Origin of the sequence: Puniceibacterium sediminis, from assembly GCF_900188035.1 — a bacterium.
Taxonomy (GTDB): Bacteria; Pseudomonadota; Alphaproteobacteria; order Rhodobacterales; family Rhodobacteraceae; genus Puniceibacterium; species Puniceibacterium sediminis.
Genome location: NZ_FZNN01000004.1, coordinates 198,405 through 222,360 on the forward strand (window position 1 = coordinate 198,405; position 23,956 = coordinate 222,360).

The window sequence follows — 23,956 nt, forward strand, 5'->3', positions numbered from 1 at the left end:
GAGGTAAAGCGCTAAGCGCCCATTGACCAGAGCCACCTTTTCCCGCAGATCAGGCCCGTGTAGGATCACACCCGATGTAACAGGTTCTTGGGGGATCGCCTTGGCCAGATTCGACAGATACGTGCTGTCGCAACTCATGGTGCTGTTCGGCTTTTTCGCCCTGGTACTGATTTCAGTCTACTGGGTGAACCGGGCGGTCGTCCTGTTCGACCGGCTGATCGCGGACGGCCATTCGGCCGGGGTCTTCCTTGAATTCACGGCGCTCAGCCTTCCGAACGTGATCCGCATGGTGTTGCCGATGGCCTCGTTCGCTTCAGCTGTTTACGTGACCAACCGGCTCAGTTCGGAATCGGAACTCACCGTGGTGCAGGCCAGTGGTTTTTCGCCCTGGCGGTTGGCACGCCCGGTTCTGGTATTCGGGCTGATCGTTGCTGTGATGATGTCAGTGCTGACGCATTTTCTGGTGCCCAAAAGCCTGGAACAACTGCGCCTGCGCGAAGCCGAGATTTCCGGTTCCGTCAGCGCGCGGCTATTGCGCGAAGGCACGTTTCTGCATCCCACGCGCGGCGTGACCTTTTACATCCGGGACATCACCCCAGAAGGAGAATTGCGTGACGTGTTCCTGTCGGATCGCCGCCAGCCGGGACGCGTGGTCACGTATACTGCGGAAAACGCCTTTCTTTTGCGCGACTCTGTAGGCTCAAAACTGGTGATGCAGAGCGGGTTGGCACAGACGCTGAATGTCGCGAAAGAGACGCTGTCGACCACCAATTTCACCGACCTCACCTATGACATCAGCGGGCTGATCACTGCCGACAGTCAGCCGCGCCGCAAGATCCAGTTTGTTCCAACGCTCGAACTGCTCACCGACACGGCCGCGGTGGCTGAGGCCGCGAACGACACCATCGGCGAAACACTCGAAGAGGCCAACTCCCGCTTTCAGCAGCCGATACTCGCTGTGGTGGCGGCGCTGATTGGTTATTCTGCGCTGATGATCGGTAGTTACAGTCGTTTTGGCGTTGGCAGGCAGATCGTCTTTGCCATCTTCATGCTCGTCGTCATCAAGCTGGCCGAAAGTGCCGTCACCGGCCCGGTGCGCGACAATGCGGCGCTCTGGCCGCTGATATATCTGCCCTCACTCATCGGCCTTGCGATCAGCGGGCTGTTGTTGCGCCGCGCGTCCGGCCCGTTCAAACCCGGAAAATCACTGCCGCCGAGCATGGCAGAGGGCGCCGCATGATCTTGCACTTTTACTTTGCACGCCGTTTTCTGCGGGTGTTCATGGGCATGCTTGCGATCTTTTTCCTGTTCGTTTCGCTACTCGATCTTGTTGATCAGATGCGCCGGTTCGATGCCTCGGTGACCTTTGGACAGGTCCTGCAACTGACACTTCTGAACACGCCGCAGGCGCTGTACCAGATGCTGCCGCTGGTGATGATACTCGCGTCGATCGCGCTGTTTCTGTCGCTGTCGCGTTCGTCGGAACTGGTCGTGACACGCGCCTCGGGCCGCTCGGGACTGGCGGCGATTTTTGCCCCGGCGATGGTGGCAGCACTGATCGGTGTCATTGCGGTAAGCATGGCCAACCCCATCGTGGCCGCGACTTCAAAACGGTTTTCAGATCTGGTTGAGCGTTACGACAACGGCGGCATCAACGTGCTGTCCATCGGGTCCGAAGGACTGTGGCTGCGTCAGGGCGACGACATGGGTCAGACAGTGATCCGCGCCGCCCGCGCCAATCCGGACGCCACAACGCTCTATGACGTGAGTTTTGTGGCCTACTCGCCCGAAGGCGGTCCCATGCGGCGGATCGAAGCCGCCGAAGCGACGCTGGAAGCCGGCGCCTGGGTGCTGCACAACGCAAAGACATGGCCTTTGGAATCCGGTGTGAACCCGGAAACTGCTGCCACCCGGCAGGATGAACTGCGCGTGCCATCAACCTTGACCCAGGATAATATCCGCGACCGGTTCGGCAACCCTTCGGCAGTGTCAATCTGGGATTTGCCGGACTTTATCCGCGATCTTGAACAGGCCGGCTTTTCCGCCCGCCGCCATCAGGTCTGGCTCCAGATGGAGCTGGCGCGCCCTCTGTTTCTGGTCGCTCTTCTGCTGGTCGGCGCTGGGTTTACCATGCGCCACAGTCGTCTGGGGCGCACCGGTATTTCTGTTCTCGCAGCGATCATGCTGGGCTTTGGCCTGTACTACATTCGTAACTTCGCCCAGATCATGGGTGAGAACGGCCAGATCCCGTCATATCTCGCCGCCTGGGTCCCCCCCGTCGCCGCTCTTCTGCTGGCAATGGGGCTTATCCTGCATATGGAGGACGGCTGATGCGCCAGTTCCGCGCCTTGCCCGCCCTGTTCATCCTGCTTCTGGCCTTTTCCCTGCACGCGGGACCAAGCCGCGCGCAGACCGACTCAGCCCTCCAGGATGCCGCCCTTCTGGTTGCCGATCAGGTGCTGGTCGAAAATGACAATCGTCTGATTGCCACCGGAAATGTTGAAGCGCTTTACGACGGCACCCGGCTGACCGCAGCGCGCATCATCTACGACCAGGACAGCGATTCCCTTACCTTGGAAGGGCCGATCTATATCACTGACCCGGAGGGCAACGTGCTGTCGGCTGAAACAGGTGAGGTCGATTCGGGGATGAGGAACGGCCTTCTGCGCGGCGCGCGTATGGTGCTGGATCAACAGCTTCAGCTCGCCTCGGTTGAGGCACGAAGGGTCGAAGGACGCTATACGCAACTGTCCCGCGTCGCTGTCACCTCGTGTCAGGTCTGTGGAAACAACAGTGCGCCACTCTGGTCGATCCGCGCCAGCCGCGTGGTGCACGATCAAACCGAACGACAACTCTACTTTGAAAACGCTCAGCTGCGTATTCTTGACGTGCCGGTGTTCTATCTCCCTTACCTGCGTCTGCCCGACCCGACGCTGGATCGTGCCCGCGGCTTTCTGATCCCGTCGATCCGCTCGACCACTCTGCTCGGGTTCGGCATCAAAGTCCCGTATTTCATCCCGATCGGGGACGACAAGGACATCACGCTTACACCGTACCTCTCACCTGTCACCCGCACGCTGGAAGCACGTTACCGGCAGGCCTTCCGATATGGAAATATCGAATTGAATGGTGCGATCACCCGCGACACGCTGATCAGTGACGGTGCACGTGGGTATTTTTTCGTAACCGGCTCCTTTACGCTGCCCCGTGATTTCAAACTCAAATTCAACATCAAGACCACGACCGACGACGCCTATCTCAACGACTATGACTATTCCGGTGCCAACAGGCTAAAAAGCGACCTCACCGTATCGCGTTTCAGGCGGGACGAGATGATCTCCGCTTCGCTGCGGCATTATGAAATCCTGAGCGACAGTGAAAGCAACGCAACCCAGCCGTCGATCATCTCTTCCGCGGAATATGAGCGGCGCTATTTCCCGCGCTTCGGGGGCGAAATCCGGCTGGGCGCCGAGCTGCACAACCACTTTCGTTATTCAACGCTGGACGTGGACAGCGACGATGACGACACCCTTGTTGATGGCCGGGACGTGACGCGGCTCAACGCCGACATAAGCTGGCGCGACCGCTGGACGCTTGCGGGCGGCATCCGCGCAGGAGCCTTGGGCCAACTCTGGATCGACCGTTTCTGGGTCAGTCAGGATTCGACCCGCCCCGCCAATGTGAGTCAGCTAACCCCGGCTGTCGCGGTGGATCTGCGCTGGCCGTGGGCACGGGCGGGTGTGAATGGCGCCCGTTGGCTGATCGAACCGATAGCACAGGCCGGATGGATCGGCGGTGAACGGGTTCAGGTCACCAACGACGAAAGCACCCGACCCGAATTCGACGAAGGCAACCTGCTGTCCCTGTCGCGCTTTCCCGTACCTGACCGGCGCGAGAGAGGATATACCAGTGCACTGGGCCTGCGTATTCTTCGTGACAATCCGGCCGGGCTTACTGCCGGTCTGACCCTTGGCCGCGTCTGGCGCGAGGAAGACGATAGCGACTTCACCCGCTCTTCGGGTCTGTCCACGGCAACCTCGGACTATCTGCTCGCAGCGCATATCGACACCTCGAACGGGCTCGTGTTGACCGCACGCAGTTTGTTTGATCCCGCAGACCAGAGTGTGGCCAAGGCAGAGGCGCGCGCGATTTGGAGCAAAGGCCTCATGGATCTTGGTGCCGCCTATGTGCTTTTGCCTACTGACCCGGACGAAGACCGCGATCAGGCCCAGTCGGAATGGAGTTTTGACGGCAAGTATCAGTTCACCAACAACTGGGCTGCGTCGGCGGAAACGCGCTATGATTTTGCCGATCAGCGCTTTGCAAAGACCGGTCTGGACATCGAGTACCAGAATGAATGCGCAGTTGTGAACTTTTCGGCCTCGCGCAGCTATGCCTCTTCCGATAGTCTCGTACCATCGACAGAGTTTGGCCTGACCGTCGCGCTGAAGGGATTCAGCACAGGCGGCAGCGCCGGGGAGTACCGCCGATCATGCCGCTAGAATTTACACGACTTATCCGCGCTTTGACCGTGGCAATGCCGCTTTTGCTGGGCACCGCGGGCCTGACAGCGACCGCGACGACCGCACAGGCGCAGGGGCTGTTTGCCCCGGCAATCCAGGTCAATGAAAAGGTCATCACCGTTTACGAACTGGAACAGCGCGAGCGTATGCTTCAGGTGCTGAATGCGCCGGGTGACCCGCGCAAACTGGCCCGCGAACAGCTGATCGAGGATCGCCTGCGCATTCAGGCCAGCCAGGACGTTGGAATTCGTCCCACGGAAGAAGAAGTTCTTGGTGGCATGGACGAATTTGCTGCCCGCGCCAATTTGAGCCGCGCCGAATTCGTTCAGGCCCTCGCCGGCGCAGGCGTTTCAGAACAGACCTTCCGCGACTTCGTGCTTGCAGGGATGTCATGGCGTCAACTGGTACAGGCCCGTTTTGCAGGCCAAAGCAGTGTTACCGATTCCGAGGTGGACCGCGCCCTGTCCTCGGGTGGGACCGGTACCAGCAGCGTGCGCGTCCTGCTGTCTGAAATCATCATTCCCGCTCCCCCGGAAGAGGCTGACGCCGTTCGTGCGCAGGCTGATCGCATCGCGCAGCTCACCTCAGAAAGCGCGTTTTCCGCCGAGGCACGCAAATACTCCGCCACCGCAAGCCGCGATGCCGGCGGTCGTCTGCCCTGGCAAAACATCACGGATTTGCCCCCGGTCCTGCGCCCTCTGGTAATGGCCCTGTCGCCCGGACAGGTGACCGCGCCGATCCCGATCCCCAATGCTGTTGCCCTCTTCCAGATGCGTGCCATAGAAGAAACCGGCTTCACTTCACCCGAAGTGGCCGCAATCGAATACGCCGCCTACTATATGCCCGGCGGACGCAGCGCCGAAACGCTGGCGCGCGCGCGCGTTCTTGCCTCAAAGGTCGACCGCTGTGACGATCTTTACGGTGTCGCCAAGGGCCAGCCGGAAAGCGTGCTGGACCGGGGCAGCCTGCCGCCATCAGAGATCCCGACCGATATCGCGATGGAACTGTCCAAACTGGATCCGGGCGAGGTGTCGACCGCGCTGACCCGCTCGGACGGACAAACGCTGGTCTTTCTCATGCTTTGCGGACGCACAAATAGCATCAGCGAAGACGCCTCGCGCGAAGATCTGGTGCTGGGGTTGCGCAACAGGCGCCTTAGTGGTCTTGCAGATGGATATCTTGCACAGCTGCGCGCTGACGCTCGCATCATCGAACAATGATCCCCGCGCCAATTGCGCTGACCTGTGGCGAACCTGCCGGCATTGGCCCGGAACTTGCCGTCGCGGTGTGGGACATTCTGCGCGGGGAAGTGCCGTTCTTCTGGATCGGCGACCCTGCGCATTTGCCAGCCGGGGCTGCCTATCGGCTGATCGACAGCCCCGATGAAGTACTGCAAGGGCACAAGGGGGGGCTGCCCGTATTGCCTCATGCCTTTGCCGGTGATCGCACCCCCGGAACGGCGCAACCGGCGCAGGCGCAGGGCGTGATCGACGTGATTGCCCGTGCCGTAGCTCTGGCCCGTTCCGGGGCGGCGTCAGCTCTGTGCACCCTGCCGATTCACAAACAAGCCCTGCAAGAGGGTGCCGGTTTTTCCTACCCTGGCCATACCGAATTTCTGGCCCATCTTGCCGACGTCGACGAGGTGGTGATGATGCTCGCCTCCTCCCAGCTTCGTGTCGTGCCCGCTACGATCCACATCCCGCTGTCCGAGGTGCCGCAGGCTCTGACCGCGGAGCTACTGACAAAACGCATCCGCATCACGCACAGGGCGCTTCAGACCCAGTTCGGCATCCCTGCCCCCCGAATCGCCGTGGCAGGACTGAACCCCCATGCCGGCGAAGGCGGGCGTATGGGACGCGAGGAGATTGACCTGATCATCCCGGTGCTGGACAGCCTGCGTGCCGAAGGCATGAACCTGATCGGCCCGATGTCCGCCGACACCATGTTTCATGCCGCCGCCCGCGAGCGCTATGACGCCGCTGTCTGCATGTATCACGATCAGGCCCTGATCCCGATCAAGACGCTGGATTTCGATCAGGGTGTGAACGTCACCCTTGGCCTGCCCTTCATCCGCACATCGCCCGACCACGGCACAGCTTTTGATATTGCGGGCAAGGGGCTGGCCAATCCGTCCTCAACCATCGCGGCACTGCGCATGGCCTGGGCGATGGCGCAAGGAACTGCCGCATGAGCACCATTGACGACCTGCCCCCGCTGAGCCGCGTCATCGCCAGCCACGGGCTGACCGCGCGCAAGTCGCTTGGCCAGAACTTCCTGCTCGATCTCAACCTCACGGCCAAGATCGCCCGGCAGGCCGGGGATCTTAGGAATATGGATGTGCTGGAAATCGGGCCCGGCCCCGGCGGTCTGACCCGTGGCCTTCTGGCCGAGGGCGCGCGCCACGTGCTTGCCATCGAAAAAGACAGCCGCTGCCTGCCCGCGCTGGAGGAAATCAGCGCCGCTTATCCCGGTCGCCTCACGGTGATGATGGGGGATGCGCTCAAGGTCGATCCGCTGGAACACCTCACGCCGCCGATCGCGATCGCGGCCAACCTGCCCTACAACGTCGGCACCGAACTGCTGGTGCGCTGGCTGACACCCAAGGAATGGCCGCCGTTCTGGCAGACCCTGACCCTGATGTTCCAGCGCGAAGTCGCAGAGCGCATTGTCGCCACCCCGGGCTCCAAGGCCTATGGCCGTCTGGCCCTGCTGGCCCAGTGGCGGGCAGATGCGCGGATCATGCTCTCCTTGCCGCCCGAGGCGTTTTCCCCAGCGCCCAAGGTTTCCTCTGCCGTGGTACATCTTACCGCCCTGCCGGAACCACGCTTTCCAGCCGATGCAAAAGTTCTCGAAGCTGTCGTGGCCGCTGCATTCAATCAGCGCCGCAAGATGCTGCGCGCCGCACTAAAGGGCCAGCACCCGGATATCGAAATAATACTTCAAAAGGCGGGAATCGCGCCGACCGAGCGCGCCGAACAGGTCTCGCTTGAGGGGTTCTGCGCTTTGGCGCGGGCGCTGGCAGAAGCACGCGAATAACACATACCTTATTGAATTCGGAAGATTCTCCTGACGCGACCGGCGTTCAGGGCGCTTTGCGTCGCCTTGTTGTGACCGACGGTTCTGTCGCACGCATGCTGCGCCGTCCGGCTTCGGACTGGCCCTGGCGAAACTACGTACCTCATAACGAAAATGACTGCGCAGGGTGTAATTTCCCTGCGCAGTCACAGTAACGGCCCGCCAAGGGCACACGCTACGTTCATTTTGGTATGAAAAGTTGCCGATCCGTTCAGGCATGGATCGCGCGATGGCCTACTCAGCCGCGTCTGCTGCGCTGTCCCCGTTAACCTCGACTGCGGTCGGCGCCTCTGCATCAGACACCTTCGCCTTGGGCTCTGGCTTCTTACGCGGCTTGCGCTTGGGCTTTGGCTTGGGAGCGGCCTCGGCAGCGGGTTGCTCGGTTGGTGCGTCCTGTACAGGTGCCGTCGGGACTGCGCTCGTCTGCGCCGCATTCTCGGGCGTCTCTACCAGACCACTGTCGTCGTCCGCGCCTTCAGAAAGATCCACGACGTCCTGAGCCACATAGCGCGGCTGTTCATTCTGTTCGCGGTTCTGATTGCGACGGGATGGGCGCCTCTCATTGCCCCCGCCCTGAACATTGCTGTTCTGACCGTTGCCGCCATCGCTCTGACTGCCGCTATTCTGGCCACCATCGCTTTGGTTAGCGTTGTTCTGGTTGCCGTTGTTCTGGCCACCACTGTTCTGGTTTCCGCCCGGGTTGTTGCCCTGATTGCTGTTGTCAGACCGGTCACGCTGCGCCTGACGCTCGCGGTTTTCCTGTTCCTGCTGTTCGCGGCGCTGATCCTGTTCGCGCTGCGCTTCGCTCAGCATGCGCAGATAGTGTTCGGCGTGCTGCTGGAAATTTTCAGCTGCAACACGGTCGTTAGACAACTGCGCATCGCGGGCAAGCTGGTTGTACTTGTCAATGATCTGCTGAGGCGTGCCGCGCACTTTTCCATCCGGACCAGAGCTGTCAAAAACGCGATTGACGACATTGCCGACGGAGGATGTGGAGCGGTTGCGGTTACTCTTCGACCGCGAGCGTGATTTTGATGATCTCATATCCGAGCTTCAGCCCTATCTGTGACTGTCCTGTGATCGATTTGGGCGCTATATGCACCGTGCCTACCAGATCACTTCCATGTGTGGCTTAGCGTCCAGCGGGACCGCCCAAAGGCATCCTCCGTCTCGACCCCTTTGAATAACCACGTCCCGGCACGTCACACAAGCAAAAAACACAAATAATTGACGGATTTGCGACGAGCATAGCCTCAGACCCTCGGCATACAGCCCTGAACCGCCCGATCACGACCATCCATATCCTGAAAAACGGTAATTTTCGCCAAACCAGCAGCTACCATCATCGCACTGACTTCCGCGCCTTGCGTCGGCCCGATTTCGACCAGCAGCCGCCCGCCCGCTGCAAGATGCGCCGGTGCCTCGGCAATAATGGCACGATATGCGGCAAGGCCGTCGCCCTCATCCGTTAAAGCCATACGCGGTTCATGCTCGCGGACTTCGGGTGCCAGGTCGGCCATTTCATCAGCGGCGATATAGGGCGGGTTCGACACGATGAGGTCAAACCGTTCGCCCCGGTTCCCGAGCGCTGCGAACCAGCTGCCCGTCTCCAGAGAGACCCTGTCATCCAGCCCAAGCGCGGTACGATTGGACCTTGCGATTGTCAGCGCCGCGTCGGACAGATCCGTGCCGACACCCGTCGCCCCATCGCATTCCGCCACCAGTGTCAGCACGATACAGCCCGATCCGGTGCCAAGGTCCAGAACCCTTTGAAATTTCTGGGCCAGCGCGGCCTCGATCAGCGTCTCGGTTTCGGGGCGCGGGTCCAGAACATCTTTGGTTACGCGGAAGTCACGGCCGTAGAACATCCGCTTCCCGGTCAGATGGGACACCGGCTCTCGATGTGCGCGGCGCGCGATCAAGTCATCATAGAACTCCGTCTGACTGACCGACACGTCTTCAGGCAGGAACAGAGTCAACCGACCCGTCTGCACCCCAAGGGCATGTGCCAACAGTCGGCGCGCGTCCGTTGCGGGGTCCGGGACGGACGCCAACTTTAGTGTGCGTGCCCCACGTACCAGCAGCTCTGCGCCTGTCATGCCCCCATCTCGGCCAGCATCGTGGCCTGTGCATCTGCGGTCAGGGCGTCAATGATTTCGTCCAGATCGCCCTGCATCACCTGATCCAGCTTATAAAGCGTCAGGTTGATGCGATGATCGCTCAGCCGTCCCTGGGGAAAATTATAGGTCCGAATACGTTCTGATCTATCGCCTGTCCCGACCTGCGCCTTTCGGTTTGCCGATCGTTCGCTGTCAATCTTTTGCCGTTCCAGATCAAACAGCTTGGTGCGCAGCACCTGCATGGCGATCTCGCGGTTGCGGTGCTGGGATTTCTCGGAACTGGTCACAACGATCCCGCTGGGCATATGCGTGATCCGCACAGCCGAGTCTGTGGTGTTCACGTGCTGCCCGCCCGCGCCGGATGACCGCATCGTGTCGATCCGGATGTCATTGGCGTCGATCTTCACATCGACGTCTTCCGCTTCGGGCAGCACCGCAACCGTCGCCGCGGAGGTATGGATGCGCCCGCCGCTTTCGGTTGTCGGAACCCGCTGAACTCGGTGCACGCCGGATTCGTATTTAAGCCGGGCAAAGACATTCTCTCCGGTGATATGGGCGACCACTTCCTTGATCCCGCCCAGTTCAGTCGTCTGCTCTTCGATGATCTCGACCCGCCAGCCACGGGATTCGGCATAGCGCTGGTACATCCTTAGAAGGTCACCGGCAAACAACGCCGCCTCTTCGCCACCTGTGCCGGGCCGGATCTCAAGCATGGCGGGACGCGCATCGGCGGCATCTTTGGGCAACAGCGCCAGTTGCAGCGCCTCTTCGGCGGCAGGCACCGCACCGCGCAGATCATATAGCTCGTCCTCGGCCAGCGCCTTCATCTCGGGATCGCGCAGCATGGCCTCGGCTTCGGTAATACCGGCTTTCAACGCCTCCCAAGCGTCGATCTGCTCCATCACTGGCTTCAGTTCGGAGTATTCGCGGCCTAGGGCAGCCAGATCGCCGCCACCGGCAGCAAGCTTTGCTTCGAGAAACTCGAAACGTTGGCGGATCTGGATAAGTCTGTCATTGGGAACCATGGCCCGCTCTGTCCCCTATTGCGCAAGGCCGGTCAAGACCCCGAGGTATGTCGGACCCGGAAACCTGCCTCCAAACGTGCCTGCCCCTTGCATTGGGCGATGTCAGCCATGTTCGGACTTGGCCGCTGAATTCGCCCAAATACCAGGGAGGGACCTTCAGCATGGTGCAACGACGAGAACCGTCGCGTTCTCAGCTCTCGGGCTGCGCGCCAATCTGCTCAAGCCAGCCTTCGACCCGCGCCTTGTTCACGCCCATGTCTGATTGACCGAACCGCGCACGCGCGTAAATCTCAACCTGGTCTTCGTTCTGTTGCACCGTGGTGTAGTCTGGAAACGCCATCCATTGCGAACGGGTGACATAAGTGATCCGCCCTTCGTCCACGCTCCCGGCCAGAAGCTCGGTGCGGGGCGTCGCGAGGATGGTCCGGTCCAGCGCCTCGAACATATCGCGCCCGCCGTCCAGCCGCCGCCGCACGCCACCGGCAAGGTCCTGATCCGCAGACACCATCGGATCAACGTTCCAGACGGACGGGTCAGAAGGCGCAAGACGGATCCAGGCGATACCACCCACCACCACGAGAACAATGATCCAGAATATCATACGCACGATGCCTCTTTCTCTTTCACTACGCGTTTGCACAACGCGCTGAAACGGCAACAGGATCCCATCCTGTCACGCGTCCCTGATTTCATTTGCGCCGTGTCCAGGCCCAGAGGCACAATATCTCCATTGCCACATGCGCGCCGGCAACAGCGGTTGCGCCGGTTGTATCGTATGGCGGTGAGACCTCAACCACATCGCCGCCAAGGACGTTCAGACCGGCGATTTCCCGCAGGATCACCGCCGCCTGCGCCGAACTCAGCCCGCCCCAGACCGGCGTCCCCGTGCCGGGTGCATAGGCCGGATCCAGGCCGTCGATGTCAAAGGTCAGATAACAGGGTGTGTCGCCGATGATCCTGCGCACCTTTTCGGCAACCGCCGACGGCCCGATGCGGTGCACCTCGGGGGCGTCGATGATATTCACGCCCAGTGTGTCGGGATTTTCGGTGCGAATCCCCACAGCAACGGATTTTTCAGGGATTATCAGCCCCTCTTTCACCGCCTTGTAGACAAAGGTGCCGTGGTCAATCCGCTCGGCATCGTCATCGACCCAGGAATCGGAGTGGGCATCAAACTGGAGCAGCGCAACCGGCCCGAATTTCTCGGCATAGGCGCGCAGGATCGGCAGGGTGATGAAGTGATCGCCGCCCAGCGTCACACTCGCAGCACCGGCATTCAGGATGGTGCGGAAATGTTCGGTCACTGCGGCGGGAAAGGCGCTGATCTTGGCGTAGTCGAACGCCATGTCGCCGTAATCGACGATGTTGAAATCGCCCAGCGGATCAAAACCCCAGCCATAGGGCGGATCATAGGGTTGCAATGTGCTTGCCTCGCGGATCGCGCGCGGCCCGAAACGGCAACCGGGCCGGTTGGTCACCGACTGATCAAACGGAATGCCGGTCACCGCCACATCCACGCCGCCCAGATCCTTGGTATAGCGCCGCCGCAGGAAAGACGGCGCACCGCCAAAGGCGTTCTCGTAACTCAGACCACCAAGTGACGTGCGCGTAAACGCCTGATCTACCTGGGTCTTTGCGTCTTCCAGTGCCATATCGGATGCCCTTTCCGGCGTCAGGCTGGGCGGGTGGGCGACGCCGGAAAAGGCGTCTGCCACCGCCCGGTTTTATCAGAGTGGCAGCGCCTTTTCGACAAGCCGCGCAAAGAACGAGGCCCCCACCGGGGCAATCTCGTCCTGAAAGTCATAGGCAGGGTGGTGGCAGGATGCCGTGTCGCCCTGCCCCAGAAACAGATAGGCGCCGGGCCGAGCATTCAGCATGTAAGCGAAATCTTCGGCTGCCATGATCGGATCGCAGGCATCGTTCACACGCTCCGCTCCCACCACTTCTCGCGCCACTTCGGCGGCAAAGGCAGCTTCGGCGGCATCGTTCACTGTCGCCGGATAGCCCTTTTCGTAATTCAGGACCGCCGTCATGCCAAAGCTCGCTGCCTGATGCTGGACAATGGCTTCCATCCGCTCGATCACCATCGACTGAACCTCTGGGTTGAAACTGCGCACCGTGCCAACGATCTGCGCCGTATCGGGGATGATATTTGTGCCAGTACCCGCATGGATCTGTGTGACGGTCAGAACCAGTCGTTCCAGCGCGTTGACATTACGGCTCACAATGGTTTGCAGTGCCTGCACCATCGCCACGGCCGCCATGATCGGATCGCGGGTCTGATAGGGCATCGCGCCATGTCCGCCGACGCCCTGAATATCGATCCAGAAGGTGTCGACCGCCGCCATCACCGGTCCGGGCGCGGTTTGAATATGCCCCAAGGGTTCGCCCGGTGCGTTGTGGATGCCGAAGACTTTGGAAATCTCAAACCGCTCCATCATGCCTTCTTCGACCATGATCCGGCCGCCGCCTTCGCCCTCTTCCGCAGGCTGAAAGATCAGTGCGACCCGTCCGGCAAAATTGCGCGTTTCGGCAAGATAGCGCGCCGCGCCCAGCAGCATGGTCGTATGTCCGTCATGGCCGCAGGCGTGCATCCTGCCAGGGATGGTCGAAGCATAGGAAACGCCGCTCGTCTCATCCATCGGCAGCGCGTCCATATCGGCGCGCAGCCCTATGGTCGGGCCCGGCTTGTTGCCTTCGATAAGAGCAACGACACCACTGGTAGCGATACCTTCGTGGATATCGGAAACACCAAATTCCCGCAGCTTTTCGACCACAAACCGCGCGGTCTCCTGACACTCCAGCCCCAGTTCGGGATGCTGGTGCAGATACCGCCGCCAGCCGGTCATTTCTTCTCCGTAGGCAGCAATTCGGTTTATAACAGGCATAGGTCTCTCCCAGTGGTGACCGCTGTCACCGGGTCAAAAGGCGTGTGTTCGCGGGCACTCAACCACCATCGCGGGACGGGTGCAAGGCTTGCCCCAGCGGCTGGCGCGCCTCGATCAGCCGAACAAAGAACGATGCACCATAGGGCGCCGCCTCGTCGTTAAAGTCGAATTTCGGGTGATGCACCGATGGCCCGATCCCCTGCCCCAGGAACAGGAAGGCACCGGGACGCGCGTTGAGCATATAGGAAAAATCCTCGGCTCCCATTTCTGGTGCCAGATCATCCATGACCGAGGCTCCGACCTCGCGCGCAACCTGAACGGCATAGCCGGTTTGGTCCGCGTGGTTCACCGTGGGCGGGTAGTTGCGGTGATAATCGACATGCGCGCTGACCCCATAGCTCAGCGCCAGCCCCTGAACGATCGTGCGCAGACGCTTTTCGGCCAGATCGCGCAGAGCCGGATCAAAGCTGCGCACGGTGCCGCCCATGCTCACCTCTTCGGGGATGATGTTGAATGCCGACCCGCCATGCACCTGCGTCAGGGACACCACAAGGCTGGCCAGAGGATCGGCATTGCGCGAAACGATGGTCTGCAGCGCCTGCCCGATGGCCAGCGTACAGGGCATCGGATCGACGCATTCGTGCGGATAGGCCGCGTGCCCGCCCTTGCCGGTCACGGTGATCTCGAAATCGTCCACAGCCGCCATGATCGGCCCAGGCCGGGTGCGGAACTGCCCCAGCGCGCCAAAGGGATCCGTGTGCAGGGCGTAGACCTCGGTAATCCCAAAGCGGTCCATCATGCCTTCCTCGACCATGATCCGCCCGCCGCCGATGGTTTCTTCGGCGGGTTGAAAGATCAGCGCGACCGATCCGCTGAAATTCCGCGTCTCTGCCAGATAGCGCGCAGCCCCCAGCAACATCGTGGTGTGCCCGTCGTGGCCGCAGGCGTGCATTTTCCCGCCCATCTCCGACGCCCAGTCGGCTCCCGTTTCCTCGTCCATCGGCAGCGCGTCCATATCTGCCCGCAACCCGGTCACCGGCCCCGCGCCTTGACCATGGATGATGCCGACCAAACCGGTTACGGCCAACCCCTCATGCACCTCATCCACACCGAACTCCCGCAGCCGGGCCGCAACAAAGGCCGCCGTCGCGTGACACTCCAGCCCCAGCTCCGGATTACGGTGCAGATGGTGGCGCCAGGTCTTCATATCCTCGGCAAATTCGGCAATGCGGTTCACGACTGGCAAGACTGGACACTCCTGTTCTCATGGCTCATCCCTGTTCCTGACCCAAATCGAAAGGCCCCGCAATGTCCGACGACCTGATCTTTGATCCCAAGGGCGGCCTGCCCCGCCTTCTGGAAATCATGGCCCGCCTTCGTGACCCCAAAACGGGCTGTCCCTGGGACATCGAACAGGACTTCGCCTCGATCGCGCCCTACACGATCGAAGAGGCCTATGAGGTTGCCGACGCCATCGAACGCAAAGCCTGGGACGAGTTGAAAGGCGAGTTGGGCGATCTGCTGCTGCAATCCGTGTACCACACGCAGATGGCGACCGAGGCCGGGATGTTCACCTTCGACGATGTGGCCAACGGTATCTCGGACAAGATGGTCGCGCGCCACCCGCATGTCTTCGGCAACGAATCCCGCGAGAAATCAGCCGAACAACAGACGCGCGACTGGGAAAAGATCAAGGCCGCCGAACGCGCCGAGAAGGCCGAAAGCGGCGTCCTTGATGGCGTGGCCCTTGGCCTGCCAGCACTGATGCGTGCGGTCAAACTGCAGAAACGCGCTGCCCGCGTCGGGTTCGACTGGCCCAGCACAGATCAGGTCATCGACAAGATCGTCGAAGAGGCCCAGGAACTGCGCGAAGCGACGGATCCCGAACATGCCAAAGAAGAATTTGGCGATCTGCTTTTCGTCATGGCCAATCTTGCCCGGCACATGGACATCGACCCCGAAGAAGCCCTGCGCGCCACCAACGCCAAATTCACGCGCCGGTTCCGCTCGATCGAAGCTGCACTTGCCGATCAAGGCCGAAGCCCGAAGGATAGCGATCTGGCCGAGATGGATGCGCTGTGGGACGCAGCCAAAAACGCCGAACGCCAGAGCTGAGACACAAAACTTTTCAAAAAGTTTTGCCAAGGCTTTTTTCAAAAGCCTTGAGCTTCGATCCCTCCGTCGCCATTGCGCGACTTTTTAAGGCGTTGACCCTACAAAAAGAGTCGGATTTACTCATTTACTCAAAACATCGCACGGAGATTTTAAAAAATGCGTATCACGCCCATTCTCACCACCCTGCTAGTGGCCACGCCCGCACTCGCCGAAGTTAATATCTACTCGCAACGCCAGCCCGAGCTGATCGCCCCTATCACTGAAGCATTCAGTGCGGAAACCGGGATCGAAACCAACGTGGTCTATCTGGATCAGGGCCTGACCGAACGTCTGAGCGCCGAAGGCAGTCGCAGCCCCGCCGACATCATCATGACGGTGGACATCGCGCGCCTGTCGCAGGCCGTTGAGGCTGGGGTCACACAGCCGGTAGAAAGCGCGGTTCTGCACGACAACATCCCCAGCGAGTTCCGCGATCCCGGCAACCAGTGGTTCGGCGTCACGACCCGAGCACGCATCGTCTATGCCAGCAAAGAACGCGTCGCCGACGGCGAGGTGACGACCTATGAGGATCTGGTCGATCCCAAATGGAAGGGACGTATCTGCACCCGCTCTGGCACCCACCCCTACAACCTCGCCCTGGTGTCGGCCGTGATCAAACATGACGGTTATGAGGCCGCCAAGGAATGGGCGCTTGGTCTCAAGGCCAATCTGGCACGCAAGCCCCAGGGCAATGACCGCGCGCAAGTCAAGGCAATCTGGGCCGGAGAGTGCGACATCTCGCTCGGCAACACCTATTACATGGGCGAGATGCTGGAAGATCCCGAACAGACGGAATGGGCGAATTCCGTGCGCATCGTCTTTCCGACGTTCCGCGACGGCGGCACCCATATGAACGTGTCGGGCGTGGCGATGACGTCTGCCGCTCCGCATCGTGAGGATGCTCTGAAATTCATGGAATTCCTTGCCTCCCCCGAAGCGCAGGCGATTTACGCCGAGGCAAACCATGAATTCCCGGTCAAGCCCGATGCGCCCCGCTCTGAACTGGTGGCGTCCTGGGGGGAATTCACGCCCGACCCGGTGAATCTGACCGAGCTTGCGGCGCTGCGCGGCGATGCCCTGCGACTGATGGAAGAAATCGACTTCGACGGCTGAGGCTATTTCGGGTGCGGGCAAAACCCCCGCACCCGAAGACCATCAACCACCGTCAACAACCCGCAAAAGAAAAACGGCGCGTCCCATTCGGGCGCGCCGTTTTTTTGATTCTATTTTGATCGTTTGCGGATCAGGAAGCTTCGCTGATGAACTTCACCGCATCGCCAAAGGTCTGGATGTTTTCTGCAGCGTCATCCGGAATCTCGATGCCGAATTCTTCTTCGAAAGCCATCACCAGCTCGACCGTGTCAAGGCTGTCTGCGCCCAGATCGTCGATGAACGAAGCGTTGTCCGTTACCTTGGACTCTTCCACACTCAAATGCTCAACCACAATCTTTTTCACGCGTGCTGCGACGTCGCTCATTCTGTCATCCTCATCCAACTGTCGGGTCTTTCAGACCCGGATTTGCCCTCGCCCCCAGCGGGGTGGCTTCTGTCGTGCCCTTTCGGGCGGTTCGTGCGCCCGCTAGGCGGGACCGGAGCCGCGCCGCAATGCGGCCCGAACCGGAACTGACGCGCCTATAGCACATGGAAAGGGGTTGGCAAACGCTTTCCCATATCCTTCCACCTTGCCCGGCGGCGCTAAGTCAGAGCATGGCCATGCCGCCGTTCACATGCAAGGTGGTGCCTGTGACATAAGCGGCTTCCTGGCTGGAAAGATACAAAACTGCTGCGGAAATCTCTTCCGGTGTACCCATCCGGCCTGTCGGCACCTGGGCAAGGATCGCGCTTTTTTGATCTTCGGTCAGTTTGTCGGTCATGGCGGTGGTGATGAAACCGGGTGCCACTGCATTGACCGTGATGCCACGGCTGGCAACCTCGTAAGCCAGAGATTTCGACATGCCGATCATGCCGGCCTTGGATGCAGCATAGTTACCCTGCCCGGGGTTTCCGGTGGCGCCGACCACCGATGATATATTCACGATCCGCCCCCAGCGCGCCTTCATCATGCCGCGCAGCACACCTTTGCAGAGCTTGAATGTCGCCGTGAGGTTCACATCGATCACCGACTGCCATTCGTCATCAGACATGCGCATGAACAGGTTGTCGCGGGTGATACCCGCGTTGTTCACCAGAATATCGACCGCACCCATAGCCGCGACCGCCTCTTTCGGCAGTGCATCGACAGCGGGCAGGTCACTCAGGTTGCAGGGCAGGACGTAGACCCGCTCTCCAAGTTCGGCCGCCAGAGCCTCGAGTGGTTCGGTGCGTGTGCCGCTCAGGCCCACCGTGGCGCCCGCAGCATGCAATGTACGCGCAATTTCACCGCCGATGCCGCCGGACGCGCCAGTGACCAACGCGGACTTTCCTGTCAGATCAAACATTTGATTTCCTTTCCTCAACCTTTGCCATGGGGCACCCAAGAGTTTTCCGAAAACTCTTGGCAAAACTTTTTGAAAAGTTTTGCGCGAGCCCCGAGGGCATAAAAATTTATTGCTCGACTGCGGAGCGGACGTCTGCCGAAGCAGAAATGGACCGTGTCGAGATGTCCTTGGCGATGCGCCGCACCATGCCTGCCAGCGCCTTGCCTGCGCCAATTTCCCAGATTTCGGTGACGCCTTCACCGGCCATCCAGGCGACCGATTCGCGCCACCGCACCGCGCCGGTCACCTGCGTCACCAGAAGCGAGCGGATGGCGTCCGGCTCGGACACGGCGCTTGCGGTCACATTGGCGACCAGCGGCACCACCGGCGGGCGAATGGTGACCGCTTCGAGAGCTTCGGCCATGACCCTCGCTGCGGGCTCCATCAACAGACAGTGGAACGGCGCACTGACGGGCAGGATCACGGCGCGTTTGGCACCTTTGGCCTTGGCCAGTTCCACGGCCCGTTCAACAGCGGCCCGATGCCCCGAGACCACCACCTGTGCGGGATCATTGTCATTGGCGGCCGCGCAGATCTCGTCCTCCGCAGCCTCGTCCGCGATTTGCGCCACAGTGGCAAAGTCCAGGCCAAGCAGTGCCGCCATGGCACCCACACCCACCGGCACAGCCTCTTGCATGGCACGACCCCGGGCACGCAGCAGCCGGGCGGCATCCGTCACACTCAGCGCGCCTGCTGCCGTGAGGGCAGAATATTCACCCAAGCTATGCCCGGCCACATAAGCCGCCGAAGAGACCTCGATCCCTTCGGCTTCAAGCGCGCGCATCACTGCCAGAGATGTCGCCATCAGTGCGGGCTGGGCATTCTGCGTCAGTTGCAGTTGCTCGGCCTCGCCCTCCCAGATCAGCGCGCTCAGCTTTTCGCCAAGCGCCTCGTCTACCTCATCGAAAACGGCGTGGGCGGCCGGGTAGGCTTCGGCCAGATCGCGGCCCATGCCGATGGTCTGGGCGCCCTGCCCGGGAAATACGAATGCGCGGGTCATCTGGGACCTCCCCTGCCTCAGTTTAAGTGCCTGCCTTGGTTATCCGGCCTTGGCGCGGCGTGCAACGTGCCATGCACCTCTGACCACGCGCAGGGGCGCTGTGCAGCGGCGCGGGTTGCCGGAATCAGCCGATACTTTAGACAGAACCACAGTATAGATCTGGAGTTTTCAAACATGCCCCTGACCAGCACCGCAACCCGATATGGCGGCGTAACCAAAACGCTGCACTGGCTGACCGCCCTCGGCATCCTCTGCGCCATTCCGCTGGGGATCATTGCCAATGACGCCCCCTATGCCACCGGGGAGCAGCTGGCACAAAAGGCCTGGCTTTTCTCGATGCACAAGACTTTGGGCGTCACGATCTTTTTCGTCGCGATCCTCCGCATTCTGTGGGCCCTCAACCAGCCCAAGCCTGCCCCACTGCACCCCGAACGCCGACTGGAAAGCTGGCTGGCCGAGACGGTGCATTGGCTGCTTTATGGCTCCCTGGTGCTCGTGCCCCTGACCGGCTGGCTGCATCATGCCGCAACCTCCGGCTTTGCGCCGATCTGGTGGCCCTTTGGCCAGTCCCTGCCCTATGTGCCCAAATCCGAAGGTCTGGCCGATGTCACCGCAGCCCTGCACATCGTGTTTGAGCGGGTTTTGCTGATCTCGGTCGTTCTGCATGTTGTCGGCGCGCTCAAGCATCACTTTATCGACCGTGATTCCACTCTGCGCCGGATGCTGCCGGGCACGACTGAGGCAGGTGATCCACGCCATGGGCACGGCTTTCTGGTGCCGCTGGTCAGCGCCGTTGCGTTCTGGACCGTAGCACTGGGGGTCGGCGCAGGTTTAGGTGTGTTCAAACACGACGGCAACGCCGCCCCCGTGGCCGCACTGGACCAGGTAGAAAGCGACTGGACCGTGCAAGAGGGCAGCCTGTCGATTGCCGTGATGCAGCTTGGCTCCCAAGTCACCGGCAGCTTTGACAACTGGACCGCCAATATCACCTTTGACGAACGCGCCGATCCCGGCAAGGTCGGCAATGTTACGGTGACCGTGGCGATCGGCTCGCTGACACTAGGCTCGGTCACGTCACAAGCGCTTGGCGCGGATTTCCTTGCCGTCGATCAATTCGCTACGGCCATCTTTGCGGCGGAAATCATCAAGGTTGCCGAAGGATATGAGGCGCAGGGAACCATGACACTGCGCGGCACAGAAGTGCCTGTCACTCTGCCTTTTGAACTGACACTAGACCGCAATACGGCCCGGATGCAGGGCCGCACGACGCTTGACAGGCGCAACTACGGTATTGGTGAGAGCATGAAGGATGACGGCCAGCTCGGCTATACAGTGGACGTGATCGTGGATCTGACCGCTACGCGGGAGGCAGAGTCCTGAAAGGCATCACCAGATCGGTAGCTTCCAAAACAAAAGGCTGACCAGATGTCTGGCCAGCCTTTTGAATACTGCGCTTGTGCAACGATTGGTCGTCGTCGGCGTCAGTTGTATCAGGCGGTCGTAGCAGCCCGCTTCTTGCGACGAGCGGATGCCAGACCGGCAATACCGCCCAGAAGCAGCAAACCAGCAGCAGGCAGCGGAACAGCAGGCGCAAGCACGTTTAATGTGACGGTGTTACCCGATTTGCCAGCAACCCCGTTCACGAAGAACCTGAAGACATCATTTGTCGCCATAATGAAATTCTCAATGGTCGCTCCACCTACGGCACCAAACTTGGTGATCGTGATAGGCGTGGTCGCCCCACCGTTGAGCGAGTACGACAAGGCAATGCTGTTGGACAGAGTTGGGGAACTGGGGGTAACGGTCAGATACGGGTTGATCGTGACCGAGATCGTGATGCCATTCAGATTCTCACCCGCAACAAAAGTTGCGGTTTGATTGGCAAATGTATCGTTTTTGCTTTCTGAAACGGTACCCAGTTCAGATCCGTTCGCAAATATCACCGGGGGCGTCACCGCCGCGAAGATACCGGTTTTTACTGTTGCCGCAGAAGCAACTACAGGGGCCAGTGCAAGAACTGCAGCAATGGCAAGTCCGCGCATACTCATCATCATTCTAACCACATCCTAAAAAGCCGCGTAAACCTGCGGACACCGGATCAGAATACCAAAGACAGTCGCCCGCGGCAACGCAGAATCGCGGCTTTGACACATTTTCGCCGTAATTTCCGAGTCCGGTTTTGAACATTAAAATGGATGTCGCGCCCACACCTTGGCTCTGATGGAAACTGGGCAAAAAAAACTGTGTGATCATACCCGTAGCACCATAAACTCAGCGCGTACCACGATCTTTCTGCTCTTGTGGTGCCGCGGTAATTTCCGAATTGACAGACACCGCCGGCCATTCGGTTCCCAGATATAAAAACCCCGGCGGCACGCGCCACCGGGGTTCTGCATAGATCCGGATGCGGGGCAGCTGTTCCCAACCGCCCGCATTGGTCAGTCTCGGTCAGTCGGCCTTCATCGCCTCGATCGAGATATGCACCTCAACCTCGTCACTGACGAAAGGCGCGTAGGCGCCGACATTATAGTCGCTTCGCAGCAGGGTGGTTGTTGCGTCGAACCCGGCCCATGGCTTGTTCTCCATCGGGTGGCTGCCTGCCTGATTCAGTGTGGCATCCAGCACCACGGATTTGGTCACACCGTTCAGCGTCAGATCACCGGTGATGTTGGCCGTGCTCTCGCCCGTGACTTCGATGCCAGTCGACGTAAAGGTGACCATCTCGTCATCGGTCGCACCGAAAAAGTCGGCAGACATCAAATGCTGGAAACGTGCTTCCCAGCCCGTGATCATCGAAGTGACAGGCATCGAAACGCTGACTGAAGAGTTCGCAGGATCTTCCTGATCAAACATGATCTCGCCCTCGAAGCCCGAGAACATGCCCGAACCAGTCGAATAGCCAAGATGGCTGTAGGTGAAAACGATCTGGCTGTGGCTGCTGTCGAGGGTGTATTTCTCGGGCGCTGCAAAAGCGGCAAGCGGAAGTGCGGCAAGGGCCGTGGCGAACATCAGGTTTTTCATTACGCGTCTCTCCAGGTTGGTGCGTTACTCGGCATGAAATGTTCCAGCGAGGCTATTAACTCAACCTGTTGTATTCCCACAGACCCTGTTGACAGATGAACACTCGCGCCGTCAGAATCGCACAGAAGATCGGCTATCCACCCACCGCAGCACCGGCCCTTGCGCACAAGGGAAATCCGTGTATATGGGGCGTTCCTTTCGCACGTTATGAACCGCGCAGACTCTCGTGGGCAGGCGCGAAGGGATAAAAGCCTGCTCTTTGAAATGCGCCACAATGGAATCGGAGACCACATGCCGCTGTATGAGCATGTCTTTATCTCGCGCCAGGACCTGTCGAACACACAGGCCGAGGGCCTTGTCGAACACTTCACATCGGTACTCACGGACAACGGCGGCACGCTCGTTGAAAGCGAATACTGGGGCGTGAAGACCATGGCCTACAAGATCAACAAGAACCGCAAGGGCCATTACGCCTATCTGCGCACCGACGCACCTGCGACGGCCGTGCAAGAGATGGAGCGTCTGATGCGCCTGCATGACGATGTCATGCGCGTTCTGACCATCAAGGTCGACGCCCACGAAGAAGGTCCTTCGGTGCAGATGCAGAAACGCGACGAGCGTTCTGATCGTGGCGACCGCGGTGATCGCGGTGATCGTGGCGGCGAACGCCGCGAACGTCGTCCGTAAAGTCAGAAAAGGAGTTATACCATGGCTGCAAAACCGTTTTTCCGCCGCCGCAAGGTCTGCCCCTTCTCGGGCGACAATGCACCTGCGATCGACTACAAGGACACGAAGCTGCTTCAGCGCTACATTTCCGAGCGTGGCAAGATCGTGCCGTCCCGTATCACCGCCGTTTCGGCAAAGAAGCAGCGTGAGCTGGCCCGTGCAATCAAGCGCGCCCGCTTCCTCGCCCTTCTGCCCTACGCCGTGAAATAAGGAGAGACTGACATGCAAGTTATCCTTCTGGAACGCGTGGCCAAGCTGGGTCAGATGGGCGACGTCGTCGACGTCAAGCCCGGCTTCGCACGCAACTACCTGCTGCTGCAGGGCAAGGCGCTGACCGCGTCGGATGCCAACATCAAGGCATTTGAAGGTCAGAAAGCTCAGCTCGAAGCGCGTAACCTCGAGACCCGCCAAGAGGCGCAAGCCCTGGGCGACAAGCTCAACGGTCAGCAGTTCGTCGTGATCCGTTCGGCATCCGATGGCGGCAGCCTTTATGGCTCCGTCACCACCCGTGACGCCGCCGAGGCCGCCACGGCCGAGGGTTTCTCGGTCGACCGCAAGCAGGTCATCATCAAGACCCCGATCAAGGAGCTGGGTATTCACGAAGTTCACGTGAACCTGCACCCCGAGGTCGAGGCCGTGATCGAGCTGAACGTTGCACGTTCGCCCGAAGAGGCCGAACTGCAAGCCGCTGGTAAGTCCATCCAGGAACTGGCAGCGGAAGAAGAAGCCGCCGCCGAGTTCGAGATTTCGGAACTGTTCGACGATATCGGTGCCGCCGGTATGGACGAATACGGCGATGACCGCGAACAGCCGCGCGCCGATGCTTCCGAAGGCGACGACGAAGATAAGTGAGACAGAAGTCTCATCACGTGCCTTAGGGTGCGTGTCAGCCGCGCGGGCCCACCCCGCGCGGCTTTTTTGTGTCTCGACGTTTGGGGCGGCATTCT

At 60.4% G+C, this 23,956-nt stretch carries 24 protein-coding genes; 12 read left to right on the forward strand and 12 right to left on the reverse strand.

Annotated elements, in window-relative coordinates:
* The first annotated feature begins 100 nt into the window (after positions 1-100).
* From lptF to rsmA, 6 genes are read left to right on the forward strand one after another with little or no spacing between them, the layout of a single operon-like run.
* The gene (gene lptF, locus CHB75_RS06620) at positions 101-1,240 is read left to right on the forward strand and encodes an LPS export ABC transporter permease LptF (protein ID WP_245840749.1); all 1,140 of its coding nucleotides are present in this window, start codon (positions 101-103) and stop codon (positions 1,238-1,240) included.
* The gene (lptG, locus tag CHB75_RS06625) at positions 1,237-2,331 is read left to right on the forward strand and encodes an LPS export ABC transporter permease LptG (RefSeq protein WP_089269744.1); all 1,095 of its coding nucleotides are present in this window, start codon (positions 1,237-1,239) and stop codon (positions 2,329-2,331) included. Before lptF ends, lptG begins: the two co-directional genes overlap by 4 nt.
* Positions 2,331-4,502, forward strand: coding sequence for an LPS-assembly protein LptD (locus CHB75_RS06630; protein ID WP_089269745.1), 2,172 nt, complete (start codon positions 2,331-2,333; stop codon positions 4,500-4,502). Before lptG ends, CHB75_RS06630 begins: the two co-directional genes overlap by 1 nt.
* Positions 4,493-5,743, forward strand: a complete 1,251-nt coding sequence (locus tag CHB75_RS06635; RefSeq protein WP_089269746.1) for a peptidylprolyl isomerase — start codon at positions 4,493-4,495, stop codon at positions 5,741-5,743. The genes CHB75_RS06630 and CHB75_RS06635 overlap by 10 nt, the downstream gene beginning before the upstream one ends.
* Positions 5,740-6,714: a 4-hydroxythreonine-4-phosphate dehydrogenase PdxA gene (pdxA, locus tag CHB75_RS06640; protein WP_176439071.1), complete on the forward strand. Its 975-nt coding sequence runs from the start codon at positions 5,740-5,742 to the stop codon at positions 6,712-6,714. The genes CHB75_RS06635 and pdxA overlap by 4 nt, the downstream gene beginning before the upstream one ends.
* The gene (rsmA, locus tag CHB75_RS06645; RefSeq protein ID WP_089269747.1) at positions 6,711-7,559 is read left to right on the forward strand and encodes a 16S rRNA (adenine(1518)-N(6)/adenine(1519)-N(6))-dimethyltransferase RsmA; all 849 of its coding nucleotides are present in this window, start codon (positions 6,711-6,713) and stop codon (positions 7,557-7,559) included. The genes pdxA and rsmA overlap by 4 nt, the downstream gene beginning before the upstream one ends.
* Positions 7,560-7,832: 273 nt before the next feature.
* Here rsmA and CHB75_RS06650 read toward each other — a convergent pair whose 3' ends face one another.
* The 7 genes from CHB75_RS06650 to CHB75_RS06680 form a co-directional block, all read right to left on the reverse strand.
* Positions 7,833-8,642: a DUF4167 domain-containing protein gene (locus CHB75_RS06650; protein WP_089269748.1), complete on the reverse strand. Its 810-nt coding sequence runs from the start codon at positions 8,640-8,642 to the stop codon at positions 7,833-7,835.
* A gap of 209 nt (positions 8,643-8,851) precedes the next feature.
* Complete coding sequence (gene prmC, locus CHB75_RS06655; RefSeq protein WP_089269749.1) at positions 8,852-9,697, reverse strand: peptide chain release factor N(5)-glutamine methyltransferase; 846 nt, start codon at positions 9,695-9,697, stop codon at positions 8,852-8,854.
* Complete coding sequence (gene prfA / locus CHB75_RS06660) at positions 9,694-10,743, reverse strand: peptide chain release factor 1 (RefSeq protein ID WP_089269750.1); 1,050 nt, start codon at positions 10,741-10,743, stop codon at positions 9,694-9,696. Before prfA ends, prmC begins: the two co-directional genes overlap by 4 nt.
* A gap of 190 nt (positions 10,744-10,933) precedes the next feature.
* Entirely contained in the window at positions 10,934-11,344 is a 411-nt protein-coding gene (locus CHB75_RS06665) for a DUF1499 domain-containing protein (protein WP_089269751.1), read from the reverse strand.
* Positions 11,345-11,432: 88 nt separating this feature from the next.
* Positions 11,433-12,395, reverse strand: a complete 963-nt coding sequence (gene speB / locus CHB75_RS06670; protein WP_089269752.1) for an agmatinase — start codon at positions 12,393-12,395, stop codon at positions 11,433-11,435.
* Between the two features lie 75 nt (positions 12,396-12,470).
* On the reverse strand, positions 12,471-13,631 hold the full coding sequence (locus tag CHB75_RS06675) for a M20 aminoacylase family protein (RefSeq protein WP_089269753.1): 1,161 nt from the start codon (positions 13,629-13,631) through the stop codon (positions 12,471-12,473).
* Positions 13,632-13,689: 58 nt separating this feature from the next.
* The gene (locus CHB75_RS06680; protein ID WP_089269754.1) at positions 13,690-14,877 is read right to left on the reverse strand and encodes a M20 aminoacylase family protein; all 1,188 of its coding nucleotides are present in this window, start codon (positions 14,875-14,877) and stop codon (positions 13,690-13,692) included.
* A 62-nt stretch (positions 14,878-14,939) separates the two neighbouring features.
* On the opposite strand from CHB75_RS06680, the gene mazG reads away from it, so the two are divergent.
* Both mazG and CHB75_RS06690 read left to right on the forward strand, forming a co-directional pair.
* Positions 14,940-15,746 (forward strand): nucleoside triphosphate pyrophosphohydrolase, encoded by an 807-nt coding sequence (gene mazG, locus CHB75_RS06685; RefSeq protein WP_089269755.1) that lies wholly within the window; start codon positions 14,940-14,942, stop codon positions 15,744-15,746.
* Positions 15,747-15,902: 156 nt separating this feature from the next.
* Positions 15,903-16,898 carry a Fe(3+) ABC transporter substrate-binding protein gene (locus CHB75_RS06690; protein ID WP_089269756.1) on the forward strand — a complete coding sequence of 332 codons (996 nt, stop codon included), beginning with the start codon at positions 15,903-15,905 and terminating at the stop codon, positions 16,896-16,898.
* Positions 16,899-17,028: 130 nt separating this feature from the next.
* Here the strand turns inward: CHB75_RS06690 and CHB75_RS06695 are convergent, their stop codons facing one another.
* The 3 genes from CHB75_RS06695 to fabD all read right to left on the reverse strand — a co-directional run bounded on the left by CHB75_RS06695 (position 17,029) and on the right by fabD (position 19,262).
* The gene (locus tag CHB75_RS06695; RefSeq protein ID WP_089269757.1) at positions 17,029-17,262 is read right to left on the reverse strand and encodes an acyl carrier protein; all 234 of its coding nucleotides are present in this window, start codon (positions 17,260-17,262) and stop codon (positions 17,029-17,031) included.
* Between the two features lie 223 nt (positions 17,263-17,485).
* On the reverse strand, positions 17,486-18,223 hold the full coding sequence (gene fabG, locus CHB75_RS06700) for a 3-oxoacyl-[acyl-carrier-protein] reductase (protein ID WP_089269758.1): 738 nt from the start codon (positions 18,221-18,223) through the stop codon (positions 17,486-17,488).
* Positions 18,224-18,329: 106 nt separating this feature from the next.
* On the reverse strand, positions 18,330-19,262 hold the full coding sequence (fabD, locus tag CHB75_RS06705) for an ACP S-malonyltransferase (protein WP_089269759.1): 933 nt from the start codon (positions 19,260-19,262) through the stop codon (positions 18,330-18,332).
* A gap of 174 nt (positions 19,263-19,436) precedes the next feature.
* Between fabD and CHB75_RS06710 the strand changes: the two genes are divergently transcribed.
* Positions 19,437-20,642 (forward strand): cytochrome b/b6 domain-containing protein, encoded by a 1,206-nt coding sequence (locus CHB75_RS06710; RefSeq protein ID WP_089269760.1) that lies wholly within the window; start codon positions 19,437-19,439, stop codon positions 20,640-20,642.
* A 110-nt stretch (positions 20,643-20,752) separates the two neighbouring features.
* Here CHB75_RS06710 and CHB75_RS06715 read toward each other — a convergent pair whose 3' ends face one another.
* Together CHB75_RS06715 and CHB75_RS06720 are read right to left on the reverse strand one after the other, a co-directional pair.
* The gene (locus CHB75_RS06715) at positions 20,753-21,316 is read right to left on the reverse strand and encodes a VPLPA-CTERM sorting domain-containing protein (RefSeq protein ID WP_089269761.1); all 564 of its coding nucleotides are present in this window, start codon (positions 21,314-21,316) and stop codon (positions 20,753-20,755) included.
* Positions 21,317-21,710: 394 nt separating this feature from the next.
* Positions 21,711-22,283 (reverse strand): YceI family protein, encoded by a 573-nt coding sequence (locus CHB75_RS06720; protein ID WP_089269762.1) that lies wholly within the window; start codon positions 22,281-22,283, stop codon positions 21,711-21,713.
* 291 nt (positions 22,284-22,574) lie between these two features.
* Here CHB75_RS06720 and rpsF point away from each other — a divergent pair, with 291 nt between their 5' ends.
* The 3 genes from rpsF to rplI are packed head-to-tail and all read left to right on the forward strand — an operon-like array spanning position 22,575 to position 23,861.
* Positions 22,575-22,970: a 30S ribosomal protein S6 gene (rpsF, locus tag CHB75_RS06725; RefSeq protein WP_089269763.1), complete on the forward strand. Its 396-nt coding sequence runs from the start codon at positions 22,575-22,577 to the stop codon at positions 22,968-22,970.
* Positions 22,971-22,991: 21 nt separating this feature from the next.
* Complete coding sequence (gene rpsR, locus CHB75_RS06730; RefSeq protein ID WP_073249614.1) at positions 22,992-23,219, forward strand: 30S ribosomal protein S18; 228 nt, start codon at positions 22,992-22,994, stop codon at positions 23,217-23,219.
* A gap of 12 nt (positions 23,220-23,231) precedes the next feature.
* On the forward strand, positions 23,232-23,861 hold the full coding sequence (rplI, locus tag CHB75_RS06735; protein ID WP_089269764.1) for a 50S ribosomal protein L9: 630 nt from the start codon (positions 23,232-23,234) through the stop codon (positions 23,859-23,861).
* The last annotated feature ends 95 nt before the right edge of the window (positions 23,862-23,956 follow it).

What these genes read in the sequence shown, in the direction of transcription:
- lptG (WP_089269744.1), top strand. Translation starts at nt 1,237, where the DNA reads ATGATCTTGCACTTTTACTTTGCACGCCGTTTTCTGCGGGTGTTCATG.
- CHB75_RS06630 (WP_089269745.1), top strand. Translation starts at nt 2,331, where the DNA reads ATGCGCCAGTTCCGCGCCTTGCCCGCCCTGTTCATCCTGCTTCTGGCC.
- CHB75_RS06635 (WP_089269746.1), top strand. Translation starts at nt 4,493, where the DNA reads ATGCCGCTAGAATTTACACGACTTATCCGCGCTTTGACCGTGGCAATG.
- pdxA (WP_176439071.1), top strand. Translation starts at nt 5,740, where the DNA reads ATGATCCCCGCGCCAATTGCGCTGACCTGTGGCGAACCTGCCGGCATT.
- rsmA (WP_089269747.1), top strand. Translation starts at nt 6,711, where the DNA reads ATGAGCACCATTGACGACCTGCCCCCGCTGAGCCGCGTCATCGCCAGC.
- CHB75_RS06650 (WP_089269748.1), bottom strand. Translation starts at nt 8,642, where the DNA reads ATGAGATCATCAAAATCACGCTCGCGGTCGAAGAGTAACCGCAACCGC.
- prmC (WP_089269749.1), bottom strand. Translation starts at nt 9,697, where the DNA reads ATGACAGGCGCAGAGCTGCTGGTACGTGGGGCACGCACACTAAAGTTG.
- prfA (WP_089269750.1), bottom strand. Translation starts at nt 10,743, where the DNA reads ATGGTTCCCAATGACAGACTTATCCAGATCCGCCAACGTTTCGAGTTT.
- CHB75_RS06665 (WP_089269751.1), bottom strand. Translation starts at nt 11,344, where the DNA reads ATGATATTCTGGATCATTGTTCTCGTGGTGGTGGGTGGTATCGCCTGG.
- speB (WP_089269752.1), bottom strand. Translation starts at nt 12,395, where the DNA reads ATGGCACTGGAAGACGCAAAGACCCAGGTAGATCAGGCGTTTACGCGC.
- CHB75_RS06675 (WP_089269753.1), bottom strand. Translation starts at nt 13,631, where the DNA reads ATGCCTGTTATAAACCGAATTGCTGCCTACGGAGAAGAAATGACCGGC.
- mazG (WP_089269755.1), top strand. Translation starts at nt 14,940, where the DNA reads ATGTCCGACGACCTGATCTTTGATCCCAAGGGCGGCCTGCCCCGCCTT.
- CHB75_RS06690 (WP_089269756.1), top strand. Translation starts at nt 15,903, where the DNA reads ATGCGTATCACGCCCATTCTCACCACCCTGCTAGTGGCCACGCCCGCA.
- CHB75_RS06695 (WP_089269757.1), bottom strand. Translation starts at nt 17,262, where the DNA reads ATGAGCGACGTCGCAGCACGCGTGAAAAAGATTGTGGTTGAGCATTTG.
- fabG (WP_089269758.1), bottom strand. Translation starts at nt 18,223, where the DNA reads ATGTTTGATCTGACAGGAAAGTCCGCGTTGGTCACTGGCGCGTCCGGC.
- fabD (WP_089269759.1), bottom strand. Translation starts at nt 19,262, where the DNA reads ATGACCCGCGCATTCGTATTTCCCGGGCAGGGCGCCCAGACCATCGGC.
- CHB75_RS06710 (WP_089269760.1), top strand. Translation starts at nt 19,437, where the DNA reads ATGCCCCTGACCAGCACCGCAACCCGATATGGCGGCGTAACCAAAACG.
- CHB75_RS06715 (WP_089269761.1), bottom strand. Translation starts at nt 21,316, where the DNA reads ATGATGATGAGTATGCGCGGACTTGCCATTGCTGCAGTTCTTGCACTG.
- CHB75_RS06720 (WP_089269762.1), bottom strand. Translation starts at nt 22,283, where the DNA reads ATGAAAAACCTGATGTTCGCCACGGCCCTTGCCGCACTTCCGCTTGCC.
- rpsF (WP_089269763.1), top strand. Translation starts at nt 22,575, where the DNA reads ATGCCGCTGTATGAGCATGTCTTTATCTCGCGCCAGGACCTGTCGAAC.
- rpsR (WP_073249614.1), top strand. Translation starts at nt 22,992, where the DNA reads ATGGCTGCAAAACCGTTTTTCCGCCGCCGCAAGGTCTGCCCCTTCTCG.
- rplI (WP_089269764.1), top strand. Translation starts at nt 23,232, where the DNA reads ATGCAAGTTATCCTTCTGGAACGCGTGGCCAAGCTGGGTCAGATGGGC.